The following is a 20,034-nucleotide window of genomic DNA, read 5'->3' on the forward strand; positions in this document are numbered from 1 at the left end:
CGCCTCCCGGGGCGCTCCGGTGTCGGTCCCAGCGCAGGGGTACCACGCTGCGCCGGGCGAAAACCCGGTGACCGCGCCGACGCTCACAACCGGACATTACCGATAAAAAGCCCGGATCCGGAGCCATGGAACCCGCGGCGCGTGTCGCCCCGCACCACCGGCCGTGCCGTCAGCCGACGGCGGCCGCCCACGTCTTCGGGCCGGCGACGCCGTCGACGACCAGGCGGTTGACGCTCTGGTAAGTGCGGACGGCGGAGTTGGTCACGGAGCCGAAGTCGCCGTCGACCGCGATCCCCGCGCTGCGCTTGTTCAACGCTGTCTGCAGCCCGCGCACATGCGCTCCGGAGCTGCCCTGCTTGAGCGAGTACACCAGGCTTGCCCAGGTCTTCGGGCCGACCTGGCCGTCGGCCACCAGGCCCCGGGCGGCCTGGAACTTCTTGACCGCGTTGACGGACACCGAGCCGTAGTCGCCGTCGGCGACCAGCGTGGTACCGCGCTGGGTGATCAGGTGCTGGACGGCCTTCACGGTCGCACCCACGGCGCCGGGGTCGATCGTCGACCAGCCGCCGCCGAGGTCCACGCCGCGGGCGGCGAGGTAGGAGACGGGGTTGACCGTGGTGCCCAGCGCGCCGCTGTGGGTCTCGAAGTGGAGGTGGGGGCCGGTCACGTTGCCCGTGGCGCCCATGTCGGCGATCCACTGACCCGCGGCAACCGTGGCGTTGAGCGACACCCGGAACACGCTGAGGTGCCCGTAGTAGGTGTAGCGCCCGCTGCCGTGCGAGATGACCAGTCCGTTCCCCGTACGCCCGGGAACGACCGCGGTGCCGCGGCGTATCACGGTGCCGGCAGCCGCGGCGTAGACGGCCGTGCCGGTCGAGTTGGTGACGTCCTGGCCGGCGTGCGACGAGGAGCCGCGCGGGGCCCCGTAGTGGCCGCCGGACGGGAAGTAGCCCAGGGCGGGGTTGCACCACCGGCCGTCCTTGAGCGTCGCCGCCCAGGCGGACGAGGTCAGGGCCGGTACGCCCGCCAGCGCCACGCCGAGCCCGGCACCGAGGCCGAGGACCAGCTTCCTGCGCGACGGGTCCGCAGACCGGACATCCTGCGACGTCTCCGCCGGACCACACTGCTCACACATGTCCCGTTCCTCCCTGGATGCCGCTCGTTCTACTCGCGTAGCTATGACGAGAGCATGCCATGTCAGGACGCCGCCCTCCAGACCGCCTGCCCTGCGGGAGGCCGCCGCCTGTCACCTGCGGACAGGGGGATCTCCCCGGCCGCGTACGCGGCTCAACGCCCCGGTGTCGTCCCGGGCCTTGCCGTGGGGATCGTCGCCAGGCAGGCGGCGCCGATGAGCGCGGCGTCCGGGCCCAGCGCCGCGGTGAGCAGCGGCGGGGGGCCGGGGCGGGCGGCGGTTCTGCGGTGGTAGGCGTGGTCCAGCGCGGTGCGCAGCCGCCCCGGTGCGCTGCCGAGTCCGCCGCCGAGGACGACCGCGGGCGGGTCGAGGAGCCGGACCGCCATGGCGAGTACGGTGCCGAGCGCGGCGCCCGCGCCGTCGAGGACGCGGCCGGCCGCGGTGTCGCCGGCGGCCGCGAGGCGCGCCACCTCCCGGGCTCCAGGGGTGCCGGTGCCGCCGAGCGCGGTGTACCGTCCGCCGATGCCGAGCCCGGAACAGTAGGACTCCAGGGTGCCCGGCCAGCGGGGGTCGACGGAGGCGGGGACCTCGAACTCGCCGAGTGCGATGGCCTCGCCGCGGTGCCCGGGCACCGGGATGCCGTCGAGCACCAGGGTGGAGGACAGGCCGGTGCCGAGGGAGACGTACAGGAAGCCGTCGTGGTCGCGGCCGGCGCCGTACCGGGCCTCGCCGAGTGCGCCGCAGCGCACGTCGGAGCCGGTGACGCAGGGCAGCCCCGGCGCCTCGGCGGCGAGGACGTCGCGGGGCTGGCGGTCCCAGGCCAGGACCTCATGGCTCGTCAGCAGGCCGTCGGGGGCGGCGTATTCGGGGAAGCCGGCGCCGATCGCGGTGACGTCGAGGTCCAGTTCCGCGGCTCGCTTCAGCAGGGCACGCAGGCCCGCCGCGGTGCCGGCCAGACCCGGGTCGCGCAGCCGGCCGCCGGGGGCGACCGCGGTCGGCGCCTGGTGCCGGTGCAGCAGGCTTCCGTCCGCGGCCACCAGCCCCGCGGCGATCTTCGTGCCGCCGACGTCCAGTGCGGCGGTGACGCCGGTGGTGGTACTCATGCTGTTCACCTTCCCGCCCGGAGGGGCGTGCGCGTTCCGGCTGCCCGCCGGGAGGAGCCGGGGTGCCGCGCTCCGGCGGCCGGCGGAGCGTCAGTCCGGCGAACGGTGCAGCGTCGCCTCGAAGCGGTAGGCGTCCCCCCGGTAGACCGAGCGGCACAGCAGCACCGGTGTGTCCTCCTGGTCGGAGGTGATCTCCTCGCCGACCAGGACCGGGGAGCCCACCGGGACGCCGAGCAGCCGGGCCGCCTCGGCATCCGCGGCGTCGGCGTGCGCCGAGTAGGCGCTGCGCAGCACGCGGACGCCCGCGACTTCCTCCAGCGTCGCGAAGAGCGAGCGGTCGGTGAGATCGACGCTCTCCAGCCCCGCCGCCCTGGCCCGTACCAGCACCGTGGTCTCGAAGCACACCGGCACCGTGTCGAGGCCGCGCACGCGCGCTATCTCCAGCACCTCGGCGGCGGGCGCTATGCGCAGCCGCCGCGACTCCTCGTACGCCGCCGGGCGCACCCGTCGGTGCAGGACGCGGCCGGTGGGGACCAGCCCACGCTCGCGGGCGTTGTCGGTGAAGCTCTTCAGTACGCTCGGCGGCTCGCTGACCACGCTCGTCGTGACGTACCACCCGCGCTGCGCGGAGGAGTGCACCCGGCCCTCGGCCTCCAGCAAGGCCAGGGCCTGGCGCAGGCTGCTGCGGCTCACGCCGAGCTGTCCGGCCAGGGCGCGTTCGCCGGGCAGCCGGCTGCCCGGAGTCCAGACCCTCTTGTCCAGGAGGATCCCCAGCTCGCGGAAGGCGAGTTGGACGGCGGGGCCGGCGTTCGCGGGCTCGTCGAGTTCGGTCACAGGCAGGAAAATACCAGAGCAACCAATCGCCAGACCAGATCGCAATATGGTCTGATCACTGGACTATCTGGTCTGAGGTGGTGCATCATCCGGGGCATGGCGGAACCCGGGCCCGACACGGGTCGGGACTCCGCCGCCTCCGATCCGCCACGCCTCGCGTCCCAGCCCAAGGAAATCCTCGATGCCGGTACCCGTACCGGTCCGCCTCGCCGTCGTCGGCGCGGGGACCATCTCCCAGTCGGTGCACCTGCCCGCCGTCCACCGGCTCGGCGCGCTCTTCGAGCTTGCCGCGGTGTGCGACCTGTCGCCCTCGCGGGCGGCCGAGGTCGCGGCCCGGGCCGGCACGGGGGTGCGCGCCACCCACGACTACGCGCAGGTGCTGGCCGACCCCGACGTCGACGCGGTGCTGCTCGCCACCCCCGGCACCCACGCACGGGACGCCCGCGCCGCGCTGGAGGCCGGCAAGCACGTCCTGGCCGAGAAGCCGCTGTGCCTGACCGCGGCGGAAGCGGCGGTCCTGGGCGAACTCGCCGCGTCCCGCGGCCTGGTGCTCCAGGTCGGCTACATGAAGATGTACGACCCGCTGACCGAGACCGCCGCCGCGGAGCTGGCCCGCATGGACACCCCGCGCACCGTCCGCGTCACCGTGCTGCACCCGGCGGACGAGCCGCAGGTCGACCACCTCCGGCTCGCGCCGGCCGCGCGCGACGCCGACCCCGCCGCGCTCCGGGAGGCGCAGACCTACGAGGCCGTACGCACCGCCGAGGCGCTCGGAGACATCCCCGAGGAACTGGGCCGCTACTACCGCGACGTGCTCAACGGCTCAGTGATCCACGAGCTGTCCGTGCTGCGCGCCCTCGGGCTCACCCTCCCCGACCGCTTCGAGCACGCCGAGCTGTGGCCCGGGCCGATATCCGGCGGCGGCGAACCGCCGTGCCTGCTCGCCACCGCCGCGCTGGGCCAGGACGCCCGGCTGGTGGTGAACTGGAACTGGCTGCCCGACCACCCGGAGTACGGCGAGGAGATCGCCGTACTCGCCCGCGACGGGCGCCTCGCCCTGCACATGGCCCCGCCGTACCTGGTCGACGTCCGCTCCTCGCTGCACGTGGAGCGCGCCGAGGACGGGGTACGCCAGGACGCCGTCCTGCGGCACGGGTACGACACCGGATTCGTCCGCCAGCTGGAGGAGTTCGCCGCCTCGGTACGCACCGGCGCCCCCGTCCGCTCGGACGCCGCCGGCGCCGCGGCCGACGTGCGCTGCCTCCAGGCGCTGCTCGCGGCGATCGCCGCCGGCCAGGGTGTGACGGTCGGCGGCGAGGCCGCGTCCGCCGGGAAGGGGCGGCCCGCATGACGCGCCACGACCTCCCCGCGGGCGTCCGCCTCGGCAACGCGCCCGTCAGCTACGGCGTCTACGGCGAGGGCGCAGGCGGCGCCGGCGCCTCCCCCGACGCGCTGCTGGCCTCCATGGCCGAGGCCGGCTACGAGGGCACCGAACTCGGCCCGCCCGGGTTCTTCGGCACCCCGCAGCAGACCGCGGCCGCCCTCGCCCGCCACGGTCTTGCCGCCGTCGGCGCGTACATCCCCGTGCACTACGCCCTCGGCGACGACGTCGTCGCGTACGACATGGAGCGCATGGAGCGCACCTGCCGCGAGCTGGCGGCCTGCGCCGAGCAGTCGGGCGGGCAGCCGCTGGCGATCCTCGCCGACGAGGGCAGCCAGGCGCTGCTGGAGAACCCGGCCCGCGCCTGGGACGACCGCAGGCTCGCGCTGGACGAGGAGGGCTGGGACCGGCTGGCGCGGCTCTCCGAGCGCGCGGTCGCACTGGCCCGCTCGTACGGGCTGCGCCCCTCCTTCCACCCGCACGTCTCCACGTACGTCGAGTCCCCCTGGGAGGTCGACCGGCTGCTGGAGCTCACCGAGGTCGGGCTGACCCTGGACACCGGGCACGTCCGGCTCGCCGGCGGGGACCCCGTCGGCTGCCTGCGGCGGTGGCGCGAGCGCGTCAACCACGTGCATATCAAGGACGTGCGCGTGGCGGTGCTCCAGCGGGCCAAGGACGAGGGCCGCAAGGACTTCGACGAGTGGTGGGCCGACGTGTGCGTGCCCTTCGGCTCCGGTGACGTGGACGTCGACGCCTTCCTCACCGAACTGCTGGCCGGCGGCTACCGCGACTGGCTGCTCGTCGAGCAGGACCGTGCCCCGGCCTCCGCGGCGGACTACCCGCAGGTGGCCGCGGAGCAGGCCGCCAACAGGGCCTGGCTGGCGCGGGGGGCCGCGGCCGCCTCCGCCCGGCCGCCCGGCTGAGCCGCCCGCCGGCTCCCCCTCGGTGCCCGGCCCCGGCCCCGAGCACCCGTCCCCTGGACACGACCGACACCCCCAGGTGGTTCCGCCACTTCCACAGCCCGCGACGGCGCGGGCCCGTCACGTCGGAGCACTCATGAGAAAACCGCGTATCACCGCAGCGGCGGGCATCGCCCTGACGGCGCTGCTGGCGGGCGCCTGCGGCGTCCCGGGGGCGGGCGGCGGTGCCGCCTCCTCCGGGTTCGAGGGCCCGCGGATCACCGAGCGCGTCACCCCCGAGGACGTCGCGAAGATGGGCGACACCACCCTGCGCGTCCTCGCCGACGCCGGCGAGGAGCAGACGCTCGAGGCGCTGGTGCCGCGCTACGAGAAGGCGTACCCGAACGTCGAGGTCGAGGTCGTCACCAAGGGCTTCGACGACCTGCTCAAGACCGTCCCCAACTCCCTCTCCGGCTCCGACGCCCCCGACCTCGCCCAGGGCAACCAGGGCTACGGCACCGACGGCCCGCTGGTCAGGGCCGGCCTGCTCCGCCCGCTCGACGACGTGATGCGCACCTACGGCTGGGAGAACACCTACACCGACGGCGCGCTCAAGCAGTACCGCTGGACCCCGGACGGCGCGCTCTTCGGCTCCGGCAGCCTCTACGGCATCAGCCCGGTGACCGAGTACGTCGGCGTCTTCTACAACCGCGAGATCCTCGACGGCCTCGGCATCGAGCCGCCCGGGACCTACCGGGAGTTCACCGCGGCCCTGGACGAGGTCAAGGCCGCCGGCCGGCAGCCCCTCATGCTCGGCAACGCCGAGAAGTACCCGGCCAGTCAGGTCATCGGCCTGGTGCAGGGCCAGAACGTGTCCAGCAGGGACGTCCGGTCGTGGGTCAGCGGCGTGCCCGGGGCGACGGTGGCGGACAAGGGCACGCAGGACGCCGCCCGTACCGTCCAGGAGTGGGCCGACGACGGCTACTTCGGCCGCGGCTACGACGGCATCTCCTCCGACGACGCGGTCGCGAAGTTCGCCGCCGGCAAGGGCGCCTTCCTCGTGGCCGGCTCCTGGAACGCGCCCGCGCTCCAGGAGTCGATGAAGGGCGAGGTCGGCTTCACCCTCCCGACCCGCCCGGACGGCACCCGCGCCACCGTCGGCTCGCTGGGCATGGGCTGGCACATCTCCGCCAAGACGAAGAAGCTCCCGGCCGCCGTCGCCTTCCTCGACATGCTGATGAGCGAGGACTTCGCCCAGTCCATCGCCGACGTGGGCCGTACCCCGGTCACCGGCTCCGCGGAGGCCACCAGCCCCGTGGCCGACGCGGTCAACGACACCGGACTGAAGCTGCTCGCCGACGACGGCCAGAACTTCTACCTCGACTGGGCGTCGACGACCATGTACGACACCGTCGGCGCCACCACCCAGGACCTGCTGTCGGGACGTACCAGCCCCGCGGGGTTCACCGAGGCACTCCAGGAGGACTGGCAGGACTTCGCCGCGGAGCAGCGGGAGGCGGCCGGGGCCGGCGCCGAGGACGCCTCATGAGCACGCTCAGCACGCCGCGTTCCGGCACCGCGGGCGCGGACACCGGTGCCGGGCCCGGGGCGGGGGCGGCCCCGGCGCGGCGGGTCGGCGCATCCGGGCGGGTGCGCGCCTGGGCCTCGCGCCAGTACTGGCCCTCCTTCCTCTACCTGCTGCCCGCCGCCGTCTGCTACGGCCTGTTCGTCCTGCGCCCCCTCGGCCAGACGGCCTGGATCTCGCTGTTCGAGTGGGACGGCCTCACCGTCGGCCGCTGGACCGGTCTGGACAACTACGGCGAACTGCTCGGCGACAGCCGCATCCTCGCCGCCCTCGGCCACTCGCTGGTCTTCGTCGTCTTCTACGCGGTCCTGCCCGTCGCCATCGGCCTGGCGCTGGCCGGGCTGATGTCGCGGATGCGGGTGCGCGGGCTGTCGTTCTTCCGCGCCGTGCTGTTCGTACCGCAGATCCTGGCCACCGTCGTGGTCGCGGTCTCCTGGCGCTGGGTGTACGACATCGACGGCCCGCTGAACGCCGCGCTGCGCGCCGTCGGCCTCGGCTCGCTGACCCGCGCCTGGCTCGGCGACTACGCGACCGCGCTGCCCGCGGTCGGGCTTGTCGGCACCTGGGTGATGTTCGGCCTGTGCATGGTGCTGTTCCTGGCCGGCGTGCAGAAGATCCCCACCGAGCTGTACGAGTCCGCGCGGCTCGACGGCTGCGGGCCCGTCCGGGAGTTCTTCACCGTCACGCTGCCCGCACTGCGCGGGGAGATCGCCATCGCGCTGGTCCTGACCGTCACGTACGCGCTGCGCAACTTCGACCTGGTGTGGAACACCACCGCCGGCGGCCCCGGCGAGTCCACCTCGGTGCCCAGCGTCTTCATCTACCAGGGCGCGTTCCTCACCCGCGAGGTGGGCGCCGCCTCCGCCCTGTCCGTCTGTCTGACGGTGCTCGTCCTCGCGGTCACCGCAGTGATCATGCGCCTGGTGCGCGGGAAGGAGGGCTGACACCATGCACGTCAGCAGACGCCAGAGTGCCATCGGCCACGCCATCCTCATCGGCGCCGCCTGTGTCGCCCTGTATCCGTTCCTGTCCGTGCTGCTGCTCGCCCTCGGCGAACCGGGCGCCCGTACCAGCGGATTCTCGCTGCCCACCAGCATCAGCTTCGCCAACTTCACCGAAGCCTGGGACCGCGGCCTCGACGCGCAGCCGCTGCTGTCGTCGCTGCTGGTCGCCACCAGCGTGGTGATCGGCACCCTGGTGATGGCGGTGCTCGCGGGCTACGCCTTCGCGGTCTTCCCCTTCCCGCTCAAGGGCGTGTTCCTGGTGCTGCTGCTGGCCGGCCTGGTCATGCCGTACGAGGCCACCGTCATCCCGCTGTACTACCAGCTCAAGGACTGGGGCCTGGTCAACACCTATGCGGGCCTGATCCTGCCGCAGATCGGCCTCTCCCTGCCGTTCGCGATCTTCTGGATGCGCACGTTCTTCGTCTCCACCCCCGCCGCGCTGCGCGAGGCGGCCTCCGTGGACGGCGCCTCGCGGCTGCGGACCCTGCGCTCCGTCCTGCTGCCGATGGCCCTGCCCGCCATCGGCACCCTGGCCACCCTGCTGTTCCTCTTCGCCTGGAACGAGTTCCTGCTGGCGCTGGTGCTCGTACCCGACGACGCGAGCGTGCAGACGGCGCCGCTGGCGCTGTCGTTCTTCTCCGGCAACCGCCGCAACAGCGACCCGGGGGTCACCGCCGCCGCGGCCGTCCTCGTCGCGCTGCCCGTACTCATCGCCTACCTCGCCCTGCAGCGCCGCATGATCAGCGGCATGCTCGCGGGCGCCGTCAAGGAGTGACTCCGTGCCTGCCCCCCTCACCCCCCGCGTCTTCGCCACCCCCGACGGCCTCGGCGCGGCACTCGCCGCCGAGATCGCCGACGGCATCGCCGCCGCCGGGCAGGCGGGCCGCCGGTACGTGCTGGGGTGCCCGGGCGGTCGCAGCCCCCGGCCGGTGTACCGGGCGCTGGCCCGGCTGACCGCGGCCCGCGGCCTCGACCTGCGCCACGTGGTGATCGCGATGATGGACGAGTACGTGCTGCCGGCGCCGGGCGGCGGCTTCCGGGACATCGACCACACCGCGCACCACAGCTGCCACCGCTTCGCCGCCGAGGAGATCGCCGGACCGCTCGACGCGGCGGCCGGGCCCGGCCGTTCGATGCCCGCCGACGCGGTGTGGTTCCCGTCCCCGCAGGACCCGGCCGCGTACGACGTGCGGCTGGCGGAGGCCGGCGGGGTGGACCTGTTCCTGCTGGCCTCGGGCGCCTCCGACGGGCACGTCGCGTTCAACCCGCCGGGTACGGCGGCGGACTCGGGCAGCCGGATCACGGCGCTCGCGGAGACCACCCGCGCCGACAACATGGGCACCTTCCCCGGCTTCGCCGACCTGGCGGAGGTGCCTCGGCACGGCGTGACCGTGGGCGTGCGCACCATCGTCGCGCACAGCCGCCGCGCGGTGATGGCCGTGCACGGCGCGCACAAGCGGGAGGCGGTGCGGCGGCTGGCCGCGAGCACGGCGTACGACCCGCAGTGGCCGGCGACCCTCGTCGCCGACTGCCGCGACCCGGCGCTCTACGTCGACGCCGCCGCCTTCGCCGCCGGGCCCGCGCCGTACGCGGGGAGCCGGGCGGACGGCTGAGCGGAACAGGCCGCCGGCCCCGGTGCACCGCGGTGCACCGGGGCCGGCGGGCCCGTACTCCCTGCGGGGCGGAGCCGGTTCAGCCGCGGACCTCGAAGCGGTAGAGGGAGTATCCGTAGTCCGTCTGCCGCGCCAGCCCGAGCATGCGTACGTGCCGTGCGGTGACCGGCTCCGCCAGCACCACCGCGTCCTCGCCGGCCGCGTCGCGGCCGCGGCGCTCGGCGACCGTGGTCCACGTCGTGCCGTCCGGCGAGACCTGGATGTCGTAGTCGCGGCCGGCGGCCGTCTCCCAGTCCAGCAGGACCCGCCCGACCGGGGTGCCGGTGCCGAGGTCGACGGCCAGCCACTCGTCGTCCGTGTAGGCGGAACTCCAGCGGGTGCCGGGGTCGCCGTCGGTCGCTCGCGGGGCGGCCAGCGACGGCGTCTCGGCGGAGGACGCCGTCGTCGGCTTCCCGCGCGCCAGGTCGGGGGTGTCGAGGACCTGGACGGACCACAGGCTCCAGCGGGCGCTGCCGCGCTCGCGGCCCCGCAGCCGCACATGGCGGGCGTGCACGGGTTCGAACGCCAGCTCGTCCCAGCCCGCCCGGTCGCGGTCCCGGCGGCCCGCCACCGTGCGCCACGCGGAGCCGTCGCCGGAGACCTCCACGTCGTACGAACGGCCGTGGTCCGCCGCCCAGTCGAGCCGGACCCGGGCGAAGCTCCGCGGCTCGCCGAGGTCGATCCGCAGCCAGGGCCCGCCCCGTTCCGCCCCGCTGGTCCAGCGCGTGACGGGGTTGCCGTCCGTCGCGGCCCCCGGGTGGGCGCCGGAGGAGGCGGCGGCCGCCGCGCCGAAGGACACCTGCTCCGGCTCCGGCCTCGTCGGCGCGACCGCCGAGAGTCCGGGGCCGAGGGCCGCGCGCCGCAGCCGCCCGGTGAAGTCGCCGTACGAGACGCCCGCGGCGGCGCCGCTCCACATCTTCTGCCCCAGGATGCCGAACGTCTTCTCCACCAGCCCGTGCACGTCCCGCTCGGTGTAGTCGGCGTGCACCAGGTCGTTCCAGACGGCCGACATCGCCCCGCGCAGCTTCGGGTCGCCGGGCTCCAGGCTCTGGTCGCCGGGGAAGACGTGCGGCTCCCAGCTGTCGTAGAGGTACGGCCCGTCCAGGCCCAGCGGGTGGTAGTACGTGGCGAACGGCACGATGTACAGCAGCGCGTCGTTGGTGTTGACGATCTCGTAGCCGTCGGCCTTCGCCGCCCGCGGTCCGTACCAGCCGTTGTTCCAGCTGTGCATCGTGATCCCGCGGTCGTAGGCCGACGGGTCGGAGGCCATCCGGGTCAGGCTGCCCCAGGCCCGCGGCTGTTTGCCGAGACCGCGCAGGTGGGCTGCCATTCCGTTGAAGTACGCGCGGTAGTGCTCCTCCGGACCGGTGTACTCGTCCGCCCCGAAGTGCACCTCGGGGCTGCGGAACCACGGGGCGAACTCGGCGAAGACCGACTCCATGAAGGGGAGGGTGTCCGGGTTGCCCAGGTCGAGGTGGTCGGAGTTGGCGCCGCCGAGGCCGATGTCCGGCCGGAAGCGCACGAACGAGCGCGCGTGCGCGGGGGCGTCGATCTCCGGCGTCAGCTGGACCGCGTGCAGGGCGGCGGTGTCCTCGAAGGAGTCCCAGTCGGCGCGCGAGTACGAGCCGTCGGGGGCGGCGAGGCCGTCCCACTCGGGCTTGTCGCTGCGCAGCCGGAAGGCGTCGTACGCGCGCGACCAGTCGCCGCCGGGCGGCTGGATCTCGTTGTCGTTGAGGTGCAGTTGGAGGTCGTTGAGCTTGAACCAGCCCATGACGCGCAGGTAGTCGCGGATGAACTCCGGGGTGAAGAAGCGCCGCCCGACGTCCAGCATGAAGCCGCGCAGCCGGTAGTTGGGCCAGTCGCGTGCGGTGCCGGCCGGGACCCGGCTGCGCAGCTCGTCGCCGAGGAGGATCTGCAGCAGGGTGCGGGTGCCGTAGTAGACACCGCTGTACGCGGGGGCGGTGACGGTGACGTTCCGCGCCGTCGCCTCGAAGGTGTAGCCCTCGCGGGCGTACAGCTCGCCGCCGGCGGGGTGCGTGTCACCGCTGTCGAGCCGCAGGACGACGGCGCCCGCCGGCGCGGTGGCGGAGACCAGCGGGGCGGCCGTCCGGACGCCGGTGACGTCGGCGATGTCCTTCGTCAGCTGTGCGGCCAGCGGCATCAGCCGTCCGGCGTCGCGGGGCGCGAGGACCACGCGCGAGCCGGCCGTGAGGCGGAACTCCCCCGTGCCGCCGGTCCATTCCTGGAGCGCGGGGGCGACGGCGGGGCGGGCGTCGGGGCCGTCCGCGGAGGCCTCCGAACGCGCGGCCCGGGGCACCGCCGTCGCCGGAGCCTGCGGCAGTGCCGTGGCCGCCGCGGCGACGGTGACGGCCGTGATCACGGTTCTGCGGGAGACGTGGCTGCTGCCCAAGATGCGGCCCTCCAGGGAGGCGTGGGGTTGATGCCCGGCGCAGTGGACTACACCACTGGTCCAACCGGGCCGCAAGAGTGTGCGTGCGGATTTCTGCAAGAAGTCCCACTACTTCGTGCATGACCGAGCAGAGTTGGCGCCGGTCCGCCCGGCACCGACCGCTCGGTGCCGGGCGGACCGGTACGCGTTCACTCCACCGTGAGCCACCGGTGCGCCGACGGCTGCCGGCGGCCGTCCGCGAGGCGGAACACCAGGGTGACGCGGTGCTCCCCGGCGGGCGCGGCGGCCGTCGCGGTGACGGCCACGCGCTGCGCGCCGCCCCGGGTCCCCGCCACCCGGAGGGTGCCGCCGGCCGGCTCCACCCGCACGCCCTCGGGCGCGACGGCGGTCCAGGTGACGGTGTGGCCGGTGAAGTCCACGTCCTGCGCCTCGACCGTCACGGACGCCGGGTCGCCGCCGCGGACGAGCGTCAACTCGCCCGGGTCGGCGAAGCCGGCCGCGGCGGCGCGGTAGTCGTCGGCGATGTTGCGCCGCACCTCGGCGTCGCCGTAGGACCCCTCGTTCCCCCAGCGCCCCCGGGCCTGCACGTTGGGGAGGCTGACGCCGTTGAAGCGGTTGCGCTGGACCAGGCGCCGGTAGGCCAGCCGGGCGGCCCGCTGTTCCGGGCTGTCCGGCGGCGCCTTCCCGACGGCCATGTCGGCGAGGGCGATGTCGGCGTTGCGCGCCAGCCGGTCGACGACCAGGCGCGCACCCTCGCCGGCCGCGTGCCCGGCGGCCGCGGTCAGCGCGTCCCGGGCCCCGGCGTAGCTCTCGTGCAGCGCGGCGGCGGCCCGGGTGTCGGGGTCGAAGCGGGTCAGGTCGTAGTACGTGCGCATGGCGGGGACCGCCGCGACGCCGAAGCGGGTCCGCAGGTAGTCCGCCAGGTGGCCGCCGGCGTCCAGCGCCGGGTCCCAGGCCAGCGCGGCGACCAGGTTCTGGACGTGCTCGTACGTGATCCAGTCGGCGGGCTCGCAGTACATGCCGACGCCGTTCGCGCCGGTGCGTGCCGTGAAGGCCGCGTCGCCCGCGATGGTCGCGAGCGGGTGCACGGGCAGGCTCCGCCACCGGTAGCGGCGGTAGTACTCGTACATCGACAGGGTGCCGCGGTACGACTCCCGCCAGGCGCGCAGGGCTTCGGCGTGCCGGACGTTGGCGGGGATCGCCGGGTCGTCGAGAGGGCCGGCGTAGGTGCGGGCGTACGGGGCGAAGTCGACGACGACGTCGGGGTCGGTGGCGTACTCCGGGTCGGGTGGCTGCAACGTGGAGGCGTAGGCGATGCGCTCGACGCGCACGCCGGGCAGCTGCTCGCGCACCGCCGCGGCCAGGGCGTTGACGACGACGGACTCGGCGTTGGACGGGGTGCCGTAGCGGTCGAGGATCGGCTTCTGGAACTGCCAGACGTCCGGCGGCCAGCAGTCGAAGACGGTGATCTCAGGGCGCTCGGCCAGGAAGGCCACGACGCGCGCCACGTAGGCGTCGAGTGCTTCGGGGTTGTAGATGTCGAAGAGCGGGCCGCCGGACTCGTAGAACTGCGGATAGTCCTCCGGCGGCAGGAACGTGTCGTAGCCGTGGCCGCCGGACTCGATGCGGATGCCGCGCCTGCCCGCCTCGCGGACCAGCACGTCGCGTACCTCGTCGTAGACCGTGACGCCGATGCCGAGGTAGTCGGTGGGGTGGACGAAGGTGTTGAGGCGCTTCTTCGCCATCCAGTCGAGCAGCGGAGGCAGGGTCGCGTCGTTGTGGCTGTAGCCCTCTTCCGCGTACTGGCGGCGCATGGTCCAGGCCGGCCGGTCCGCGAGGCGCCGGGCCGGGACGGCGAGGGAGCGGCTGCGCGGGACGTACTCGTGGTGGCCCTCGTAGGCGGGGAACGCCGGGGCGAAGAAGCGGACGCCGAGCCCTTCCAGCAGCGCGTAGGCCGCGTAGAGGGGGGCGCGGTCGCCGAGGCCGGTGAGCACGGCGTACGCGTCGTCGACGTGCACGGCGAAAGCGTCCTCGGGCGCGCCGGACAGTTCCGCCGCGGCGGCGGCGACGCGGGCTGCGGGCACGGTGTCGTCCGGTCCCGTGCCGGCCCGCAGCGCGACGAAGCCGCCGACGCCGTCGGGCACCGGCCCGTCGGGGGCGAGGCGGGCCGGGCGCAGCGGCAGGCGTACGCCGGTGATCCGGTGGACGTAGTCGCGTACCTCGGCGGCGGCGAACCGGGTGCTGCCGCCGCCGTGCCAGAGCACGGTGGCACGGGCCCGCCCGCGGGCGACCAGCGTCAGCGCGGCGCCGGCCGCGTCGGGCTCCGACTCCGCCCCCGCCGCCCCCGCCGGGCCCGCGAGGGCCGCGGCCGCGGTGAGGCCGGCGGTGCCGGCGAGGAAGCCACGTCGTGGTGTTCCGGTCATCTGTGCTCTCCCTTTCCCGCGGACGTGTAGAGGTCGCCGAGGTAGTAGTCCTCGGCCTTGCCCGGCTCCGGCAGCGTGCCCATCTCCTCGAAGAGCCCGGCGAGTTCGTCGAACCAGCCCGCGACGGTGCCGTCCTCGGTGAGCTTCGTGAGCTTCGCGGAGGTCAGGACCTCGACGTGCTCGGTGGAACCGGCGAGTTGCTCGGGCGGCAGGTCGAGGAACTCGGCGGTCACCTTCTCCGACTCCTCCGGGTGCGCCGCGATCCAGTCGCCCGCCGCCTTCAGCACCCCGGTGACCTCCCGGGCCAGCTCGGGGTCCTCCTCGGCGATCTGCGGCCGGGCCACGAAGACGTTGGGGAAGGTCTGCTCCGGGTAGTAGTCGGTGGTCGAGCTGACCTCCACCAGGTCCGGCACCTTCGCCTTGATGGTGTCGACGAGCGGGTACCAGATGGCGGCGGCCTCGACCTGGCCCGAGGAGAAGGCGGTGACGACGGTGGAGGGGTCCATACGGACCTTCTCGACGTCGTCCGGCGCCAGCCCGGCCTCGCGCAGCGCCAGGTTGAGGATCATCTCGCCGGACGTGCCCTCGGGGACGGCCACCTTCTTTCCCTTGAGGTCGGCGGGGCCGGTGATGCCGGTGTCCGGACGGGCGATGACCCGGTCGGCGTGGCCGAGCATGTTGACGGCGACGATGGCCGCCCGGCCGGACGCGGGCATCCACAGCGCTCCCGGGCCGAGGTAGCCGAAGTCGAGGTCGCCGCCGTCGAGCGCCTGGACCTGCAGCGGCCCGTTGGTGAAGACCTTCAGCTCCGGCTCGATGCCGGCCTCGTCCCACAGGCCCTGCCGGTCGGCCACGGCCAGCGCGGCGGCGCCGCTGTAGTCGGCGATATAGCCGAACGTCACGGCCCGGTCGCCGCCTTCGGCGGCCTCAGGGCCGTCGTCGCCGCAGCCGCTCGCGGCGGGGAGCAGCACGAGCGCGAGCAGCAGGCCGGTCAGTCTGCGGCGGAGGGTGCGGGGTGGGTTCACGGCGTGGCTCCTTCGGGGGCGGCGGGCTGGTGGTGGACGGCGCTCCACACCCGGGCGCGCAGTTCGGCGAAGGCGGGCGAGAGCCGCTGCTCCTCGGTGCGCGGGTAGGGCAGGTCCACGTCGATGACGCTGTGGATGCGGCCGGGGCGTGCGGCCATGACGACGACGCGGCCCGCGAGGTACACGGCCTCGTCGACGTCGTGCGTGATGAACATGACCGTCCGGCGGTCCCGGCTCCACGTGTCGAGCAGGGCGTCCTGCATGCGTACCCGGGTCAGGGAGTCGAGCGCGCCGAACGGCTCGTCCATGAGCAGGATCTTCGGGTCGACGGCGTAGGCCCGGGCGATGGCGCAGCGCTGCTTCATGCCGCCCGACAGGGTCTTGGGCAGCGCGTCGGCGAAGTCGGCGAGTCCGACGAGGTCGATCACCGCCCGGGCCCGCTCGCGCCGCTGCCCCCGGGGTACGCCGGCGACCTTCAGCCCGTACTCGACGTTGGCGGCCACGGTCATCCAGGGGAAGAGCGCGTACTGCTGGAAGATGACGCCGCGTTCGGGCCCGGGGCCCCGGACGGGCTCGGTGTCGACGGCGACGTCGCCCGCGGTGGGTTCGAGGAGTCCGGCCGCGATGTTGAGCAGTGTGGACTTGCCGCAGCCCGACGGGCCGACGACGGTGACGAACTCGCCGTCGGCGATGTCCAGGCTCACCCGGTCGAGGGCGGTGAAGCCGCCGCTTTTCGTGGTGAAGTGGCGCGTCACCGCGCGGAAGGCGATGGTCGGCATGGCTATCTCCGCTCCTGCCACTGCGTCAGCCGTCGCTCGGCGAGCAGCAGCAACCGGTCCATGGCGAGGCCGATGGTGCCGATGGCGATCAGCTGGACGAAGATCGTCGTGAGGTCGTTGTAGAGCTGGGCCTGCTGCATGCGGAAGCCCAGTCCGCCCTGGGCGGCGATCAGTTCGGCGGCGACCACCGTGGCCCAGGAGGCGCCGAGGCCGACGCGCATGCCGACGAGGATGAACGGGGTCGAGGCCGGGACCACGACGCCGAGGAAGACCTGCCGGTCGCGGGCGCCCAGCACACGGGCGGCGTTGACCAGGGTGACGTCGACGGCGACGACGCCCTGGAAGGTCGAGACGACCGAGGTCAGGAAGGCCGCGAGGAAGATGACGAAGATCTTCGGCTTCTCGTCGATGCCCATCAGCACGATCGCCAGCGGGATGATCGCCAGCGGCGGCACCATGCGGAAGAACTGCAGCCAGGGCTCGACCAGCCGGCGCACCACCGGGTACCAGCCCAGTACGAAGCCGACGGGGACGGCGAGCGCGGTCCCGAGTGCGAACCCGGTGAGCACCCGGCGCAGGCTCGACCACGCGTCCTCGAGGAGCGTCCCGTCCGCGAGGAGCGTGCCTGCGCGGCGGGCGACGGGCACGGGGCCCGGGAAGTCGTCGACGCCGCCGGCGGCGAGGGCGATCCAGAGGAGCAGGCCGAGCACGGCGGAGGCGGCGCCGAAGGCGGCCGACACGAGGAACCGGCGACCGCGGCCGGAGGGCGCCGGGCCGGGTGCGGGCTGCTCCCCGCCCGCCGCCGGCTTCGGCCCCGGGTGCCGCGGCGGTGCCTCCGGGTCGCCGGGGGCGGCGGGTTCACCGGCGCGGAGGCGCCCGCCGCCGGTGAGCCGGGCGCTCACGACACCTCCCCGGCGACGCCGTCCACGTCCGCCGCGCGGCCGCCGCCGATGTCGGCCATGTAGCTCATCCACGTGTAGGCGGGATCGCCGCGCCGCTGCAGCTCCTGGTAGAGCCGGACCGTGAGGTCCCGGCGCACGGCGGCGTAGGCGGGGGCGCGGTAGACGTTGCGCAGCTCGTGCGGATCGGCCTGGAGGTCGTACAGCTCGTGCGTGCTCTCCGGGTTGTGCACGAGCTTGTGCCGCCGGTCGCGGATCATGCGCTGGGAGTACGGGAAGTGGTGGCCGTGGAACTCCGCGACCACCTGGTCCCGTTCGCCGTCGGCCGCGGCGGCGCCGTGGAGGAGCGGCAGCAGGCTGCTGCCGTCGCAGTACTCGGTACGGGGAGCGCCGGCCAGGTCCGACAGGGTCGGGTTGAGGTCGGTGAGGGTCGCGAAGTCGTCGCGGACCCGGCCCGCCGGGGCGCCGGGGACGCGGGCGATGGCGGGGATGCGGTAGATGTCCTCGTACATCGCCGGGCCCTTGTCGTTGAGCCGGTGGGCGCCGGTGAACTCGCCGTGGTCGGCGGTGAAGAACACCGCCGTGTCGTCCCACAGCCCGAGCCGCTTCAGGGCCGTGACCAGGCGGCCGACCTGGTGGTCGATCATGGTGACGTAGCCCCAGTAGACGGCGATGAGCTTGCGCCAGGCGTCGGCGTCGAAGGCGTCGGCCGACCAGTACTCGCTGTAGCGGCGCTGCACGTCGGGCTTGCCGGCGAAGGTCTCCGCCATGGAGGCGGGCAGCGGTACGTCGGCGGGGTCGTAGAGGTCGTAGTACTCGTCCGGGATCAGGTACGGCAGGTGGGGCCCGTACCAGTGGCAGGAGAGCATGAACGGTGTGCCGTCCGACTGCCGGGCGGCGGCGTAGCGTTCGAGCAGTTCGAGTGTGCGCTCGGTCAGGAAGGCCTCGACGGTCGCGTGCGCGGGCTGCCGCAGCCGGCCGGCGATGAGGTGGCCGCGCCCGGTGCCGTTGGCGGCGGTGCCGAAGACGGGGTCGGCCACGGCGAAGGGCGGATAGCGGTGCTCGGCCAGCCACTTCCCGTACGACGGGTGGTGGAAGGGGTTGAGAGCGCCGGGCAGGTGCTCGCCGTCGAGGCCGTAGTGCTCCGGGCCGCGTTCGCGGCCGATGTGCCACTTGCCGACGTGACCGACCCGGTAGCCGTGGTCCTGCAGCCGGCGCCAGAGCAGCGGGGCGTCGTCGTCCAGCTCGTCCTTGCTGCCGCCGTTGCGTTCGGGGTTGTTGAGCATGCCGTGCCGGAACGGGTGCAGTCCGGTGGCGAGTGACGCCCTGGCCGGGGTGCATATCGCGGTCGGCGTGTAGAAGCGGTCGAAGCGGGTGCCCGCCGCCGCCAGCGCGTCGAGGGCGGGTGTCTTGACGGTGGGATTGCCGTAGCAGCCGAGGGTGTCCACCCGGTGCTGGTCGGTCATCAGGAAGAGGATGTTGCGCGGAGACACTGGCCTGCCGCCCTTCCGGGGGGTTGTCGTACGGGTGTGCCGCGGCCCGGTGACCGGAACCGTAAGGACGTGCGGCGATTTACGTCAACCCTTGGGACTAACCTCGTCGCAGCTTCTTCCCACGCGTTGACAGAAGTCCCGGGCGCGGACGACGATGCGCCCATGAGCGAACGCACCGACGCCCTTCAGCGCTTGCGCGGCGCACACGAAGCCGCGGTCCTCGGCGAGCTGCGCCGGTCCGGCGCACTCAGCCGCAGCGAGCTCATGAAGCGGGTCGGACTGTCCCGTACCACGCTGTTCCGCATCGTCTCCGACCTGCTGGAACGCAAGGCCGTCGTCGAGCAGCCCACGCCGCAGGACGGACCGCGCCGCAACGGCAGGCCGCCGCTGGAGATCGCCCTGAACGCGCACGGGGCCGAGCTGATCGGGATCGACCTGCGCCGCGACCAGATCCAGGTGGTGATCGCCAACTGCGCCCACGAGTTCGTCGGCCGGTACAGCGCCCCGCTGTCCCGCGCCGGCGAGCCCGAGCAGGCCGCGGCGCAGGCGGTCGCCGCGGTGGAGGAACTGGTGCGCCGCGAGAGCATCTCGCTCGCCCCGCTCCAGGCCATCGGGCTCGGCCTCGTGGGCTTCGTACGGGACCCCGCCTCACAGGTGCCGCACGACATGACACCGTTCGCCGGGCAGATCGCGGCTGCGCTCGGCGAGCGCTTCGGCGCCCCGGTGCGTACCGACAACAACGCCCGCCTGGCCGCGCTCGCCGAAGCCACCTGGGGCGCGGGCCGCGGCCTGCGCAACATCGTCTACCTGCGCTGGGCACACGGCGTCGGCGGCGGCCTCGTCGTGGACGGCCGCCTGGTGCACGGCGCCCACGGCACCGCGGGCGAGATCGGGCACACGAGCTGCGACCCCGAAGGGCCGCCCTGCCACTGCGGCGGGCGCGGCTGCCTGGAGGGCGCCGTCAGCATCCCCGCGCTCCTCGGGGCCTGCGCCGCGCGGGGCGCCGCCGTCGCCGACGCGGACGAACTCACCGCGCGGGCCGCCGAAGGGCATCCGGTCGCCGTCGAGGTCGTACGCGAGGCCGCCGCGACCGTCGGCCGGACCCTCGCCGCCCTCGCCGGCCACCTCGACCCCGAGTGCATCCTGATCGACGCCGAGCCCGCGGCGCTGGGCGGTCTGGTGCTCGATCACGTGGCGGAGCAGGTCGCCGCCCTGTCCCTGCCGGCCGCCGCCCGCACCATCGCGGTGCGGCCCGCGACGCTGGGCGCCGACGCCGCGGCCCGCGGGGGCGTGGCGCTGCTGCTGCACACCGCGAGCACGGCCGGCGGGCATCCGGCCGGCGGCGGCGACCCGGCCTCCGCGGCCGCCGCGGCCGGGCAGGGAGCGGTACCGGGCGGCTGAACCTGCGGACTCGA

General features: G+C 74.1%; 16 protein-coding genes. 7 read left to right on the top strand and 9 right to left on the bottom strand.

Features of this window, described 5'->3' with window-relative positions; translation table 11 throughout:
• Positions 1-169 precede the first annotated feature (169 nt).
• The 3 genes from LG396_RS19065 to LG396_RS19075 form a co-directional block, all read right to left on the bottom strand.
• On the bottom strand, positions 170-1,036 hold the full coding sequence (locus LG396_RS19065) for a peptidoglycan-binding protein (protein ID WP_225795718.1): 867 nt from the start codon (positions 1,034-1,036) through the stop codon (positions 170-172).
• A 251-nt stretch (positions 1,037-1,287) separates the two neighbouring features.
• The gene (locus tag LG396_RS19070; RefSeq protein ID WP_225795668.1) at positions 1,288-2,235 is read right to left on the bottom strand and encodes an ROK family protein; all 948 of its coding nucleotides are present in this window, start codon (positions 2,233-2,235) and stop codon (positions 1,288-1,290) included.
• Between the two features lie 90 nt (positions 2,236-2,325).
• Positions 2,326-3,069, bottom strand: coding sequence for a GntR family transcriptional regulator (locus LG396_RS19075; protein WP_225795669.1), 744 nt, complete (start codon positions 3,067-3,069; stop codon positions 2,326-2,328).
• 181 nt (positions 3,070-3,250) lie between these two features.
• On the opposite strand from LG396_RS19075, the gene LG396_RS19080 reads away from it, so the two are divergent.
• The 6 genes from LG396_RS19080 to LG396_RS19105 all read left to right on the top strand — a co-directional run bounded on the left by LG396_RS19080 (position 3,251) and on the right by LG396_RS19105 (position 9,551).
• On the top strand, positions 3,251-4,420 hold the full coding sequence (locus tag LG396_RS19080; RefSeq protein WP_225795670.1) for a Gfo/Idh/MocA family protein: 1,170 nt from the start codon (positions 3,251-3,253) through the stop codon (positions 4,418-4,420).
• Positions 4,417-5,373 carry a TIM barrel protein gene (locus tag LG396_RS19085; RefSeq protein ID WP_225795671.1) on the top strand — a complete coding sequence of 319 codons (957 nt, stop codon included), beginning with the start codon at positions 4,417-4,419 and terminating at the stop codon, positions 5,371-5,373. The genes LG396_RS19080 and LG396_RS19085 overlap by 4 nt, the downstream gene beginning before the upstream one ends.
• Positions 5,374-5,506: 133 nt before the next feature.
• Complete coding sequence (locus LG396_RS19090; protein WP_225795672.1) at positions 5,507-6,898, top strand: ABC transporter substrate-binding protein; 1,392 nt, start codon at positions 5,507-5,509, stop codon at positions 6,896-6,898.
• The gene (locus tag LG396_RS19095) at positions 6,895-7,878 is read left to right on the top strand and encodes a carbohydrate ABC transporter permease (RefSeq protein WP_225795673.1); all 984 of its coding nucleotides are present in this window, start codon (positions 6,895-6,897) and stop codon (positions 7,876-7,878) included. The genes LG396_RS19090 and LG396_RS19095 overlap by 4 nt, the downstream gene beginning before the upstream one ends.
• A gap of 4 nt (positions 7,879-7,882) precedes the next feature.
• The gene (locus tag LG396_RS19100; protein ID WP_018835294.1) at positions 7,883-8,713 is read left to right on the top strand and encodes a carbohydrate ABC transporter permease; all 831 of its coding nucleotides are present in this window, start codon (positions 7,883-7,885) and stop codon (positions 8,711-8,713) included.
• Between the two features lie 4 nt (positions 8,714-8,717).
• Positions 8,718-9,551 carry a 6-phosphogluconolactonase gene (locus tag LG396_RS19105; RefSeq protein ID WP_225795674.1) on the top strand — a complete coding sequence of 278 codons (834 nt, stop codon included), beginning with the start codon at positions 8,718-8,720 and terminating at the stop codon, positions 9,549-9,551.
• 79 nt (positions 9,552-9,630) lie between these two features.
• On the opposite strand, the gene LG396_RS19110 is transcribed toward LG396_RS19105, so the two are convergent.
• The 6 genes from LG396_RS19110 to LG396_RS19135 form a co-directional block, all read right to left on the bottom strand.
• Positions 9,631-12,000, bottom strand: a complete 2,370-nt coding sequence (locus tag LG396_RS19110; protein ID WP_225795675.1) for a glycoside hydrolase family 20 protein — start codon at positions 11,998-12,000, stop codon at positions 9,631-9,633.
• A 188-nt stretch (positions 12,001-12,188) separates the two neighbouring features.
• Positions 12,189-14,423: a DUF4838 domain-containing protein gene (locus tag LG396_RS19115; RefSeq protein ID WP_225795676.1), complete on the bottom strand. Its 2,235-nt coding sequence runs from the start codon at positions 14,421-14,423 to the stop codon at positions 12,189-12,191.
• Complete coding sequence (locus LG396_RS19120; RefSeq protein WP_225795677.1) at positions 14,420-15,448, bottom strand: aliphatic sulfonate ABC transporter substrate-binding protein; 1,029 nt, start codon at positions 15,446-15,448, stop codon at positions 14,420-14,422. The genes LG396_RS19115 and LG396_RS19120 overlap by 4 nt, the downstream gene beginning before the upstream one ends.
• Positions 15,445-16,227 carry an ABC transporter ATP-binding protein gene (locus LG396_RS19125; RefSeq protein WP_225795678.1) on the bottom strand — a complete coding sequence of 261 codons (783 nt, stop codon included), beginning with the start codon at positions 16,225-16,227 and terminating at the stop codon, positions 15,445-15,447. The genes LG396_RS19120 and LG396_RS19125 overlap by 4 nt, the downstream gene beginning before the upstream one ends.
• A 2-nt stretch (positions 16,228-16,229) precedes the next feature.
• The gene (locus LG396_RS19130; protein WP_225795679.1) at positions 16,230-17,129 is read right to left on the bottom strand and encodes an ABC transporter permease; all 900 of its coding nucleotides are present in this window, start codon (positions 17,127-17,129) and stop codon (positions 16,230-16,232) included.
• Positions 17,126-18,619 carry a sulfatase family protein gene (locus LG396_RS19135; protein ID WP_225795680.1) on the bottom strand — a complete coding sequence of 498 codons (1,494 nt, stop codon included), beginning with the start codon at positions 18,617-18,619 and terminating at the stop codon, positions 17,126-17,128. The genes LG396_RS19130 and LG396_RS19135 overlap by 4 nt, the downstream gene beginning before the upstream one ends.
• Positions 18,620-18,781: 162 nt before the next feature.
• Here LG396_RS19135 and LG396_RS19140 point away from each other — a divergent pair, with 162 nt between their 5' ends.
• Positions 18,782-20,020 carry an ROK family transcriptional regulator gene (locus LG396_RS19140; protein WP_225795681.1) on the top strand — a complete coding sequence of 413 codons (1,239 nt, stop codon included), beginning with the start codon at positions 18,782-18,784 and terminating at the stop codon, positions 20,018-20,020.
• The last annotated feature ends 14 nt before the right edge of the window (positions 20,021-20,034 follow it).

The organism is Streptomyces aculeolatus (genome assembly GCF_020400605.1).
Classification (GTDB): Bacteria; Actinomycetota; Actinomycetes; order Streptomycetales; family Streptomycetaceae; genus Streptomyces; species Streptomyces aculeolatus.

Bases quoted from the DNA above. Each gene is read 5' to 3' on its own strand.
- LG396_RS19140 (WP_225795681.1), top strand. From the start codon at position 18,782: ATGAGCGAACGCACCGACGCCCTTCAGCGCTTGCGCGGCGCACACGAA.
- LG396_RS19125 (WP_225795678.1), bottom strand. From the start codon at position 16,227: ATGCCGACCATCGCCTTCCGCGCGGTGACGCGCCACTTCACCACGAAA.
- LG396_RS19070 (WP_225795668.1), bottom strand. From the start codon at position 2,235: ATGAGTACCACCACCGGCGTCACCGCCGCACTGGACGTCGGCGGCACG.
- LG396_RS19085 (WP_225795671.1), top strand. From the start codon at position 4,417: ATGACGCGCCACGACCTCCCCGCGGGCGTCCGCCTCGGCAACGCGCCC.
- LG396_RS19095 (WP_225795673.1), top strand. From the start codon at position 6,895: ATGAGCACGCTCAGCACGCCGCGTTCCGGCACCGCGGGCGCGGACACC.
- LG396_RS19100 (WP_018835294.1), top strand. From the start codon at position 7,883: ATGCACGTCAGCAGACGCCAGAGTGCCATCGGCCACGCCATCCTCATC.
- LG396_RS19090 (WP_225795672.1), top strand. From the start codon at position 5,507: ATGAGAAAACCGCGTATCACCGCAGCGGCGGGCATCGCCCTGACGGCG.
- LG396_RS19115 (WP_225795676.1), bottom strand. From the start codon at position 14,423: ATGACCGGAACACCACGACGTGGCTTCCTCGCCGGCACCGCCGGCCTC.
- LG396_RS19080 (WP_225795670.1), top strand. From the start codon at position 3,251: ATGCCGGTACCCGTACCGGTCCGCCTCGCCGTCGTCGGCGCGGGGACC.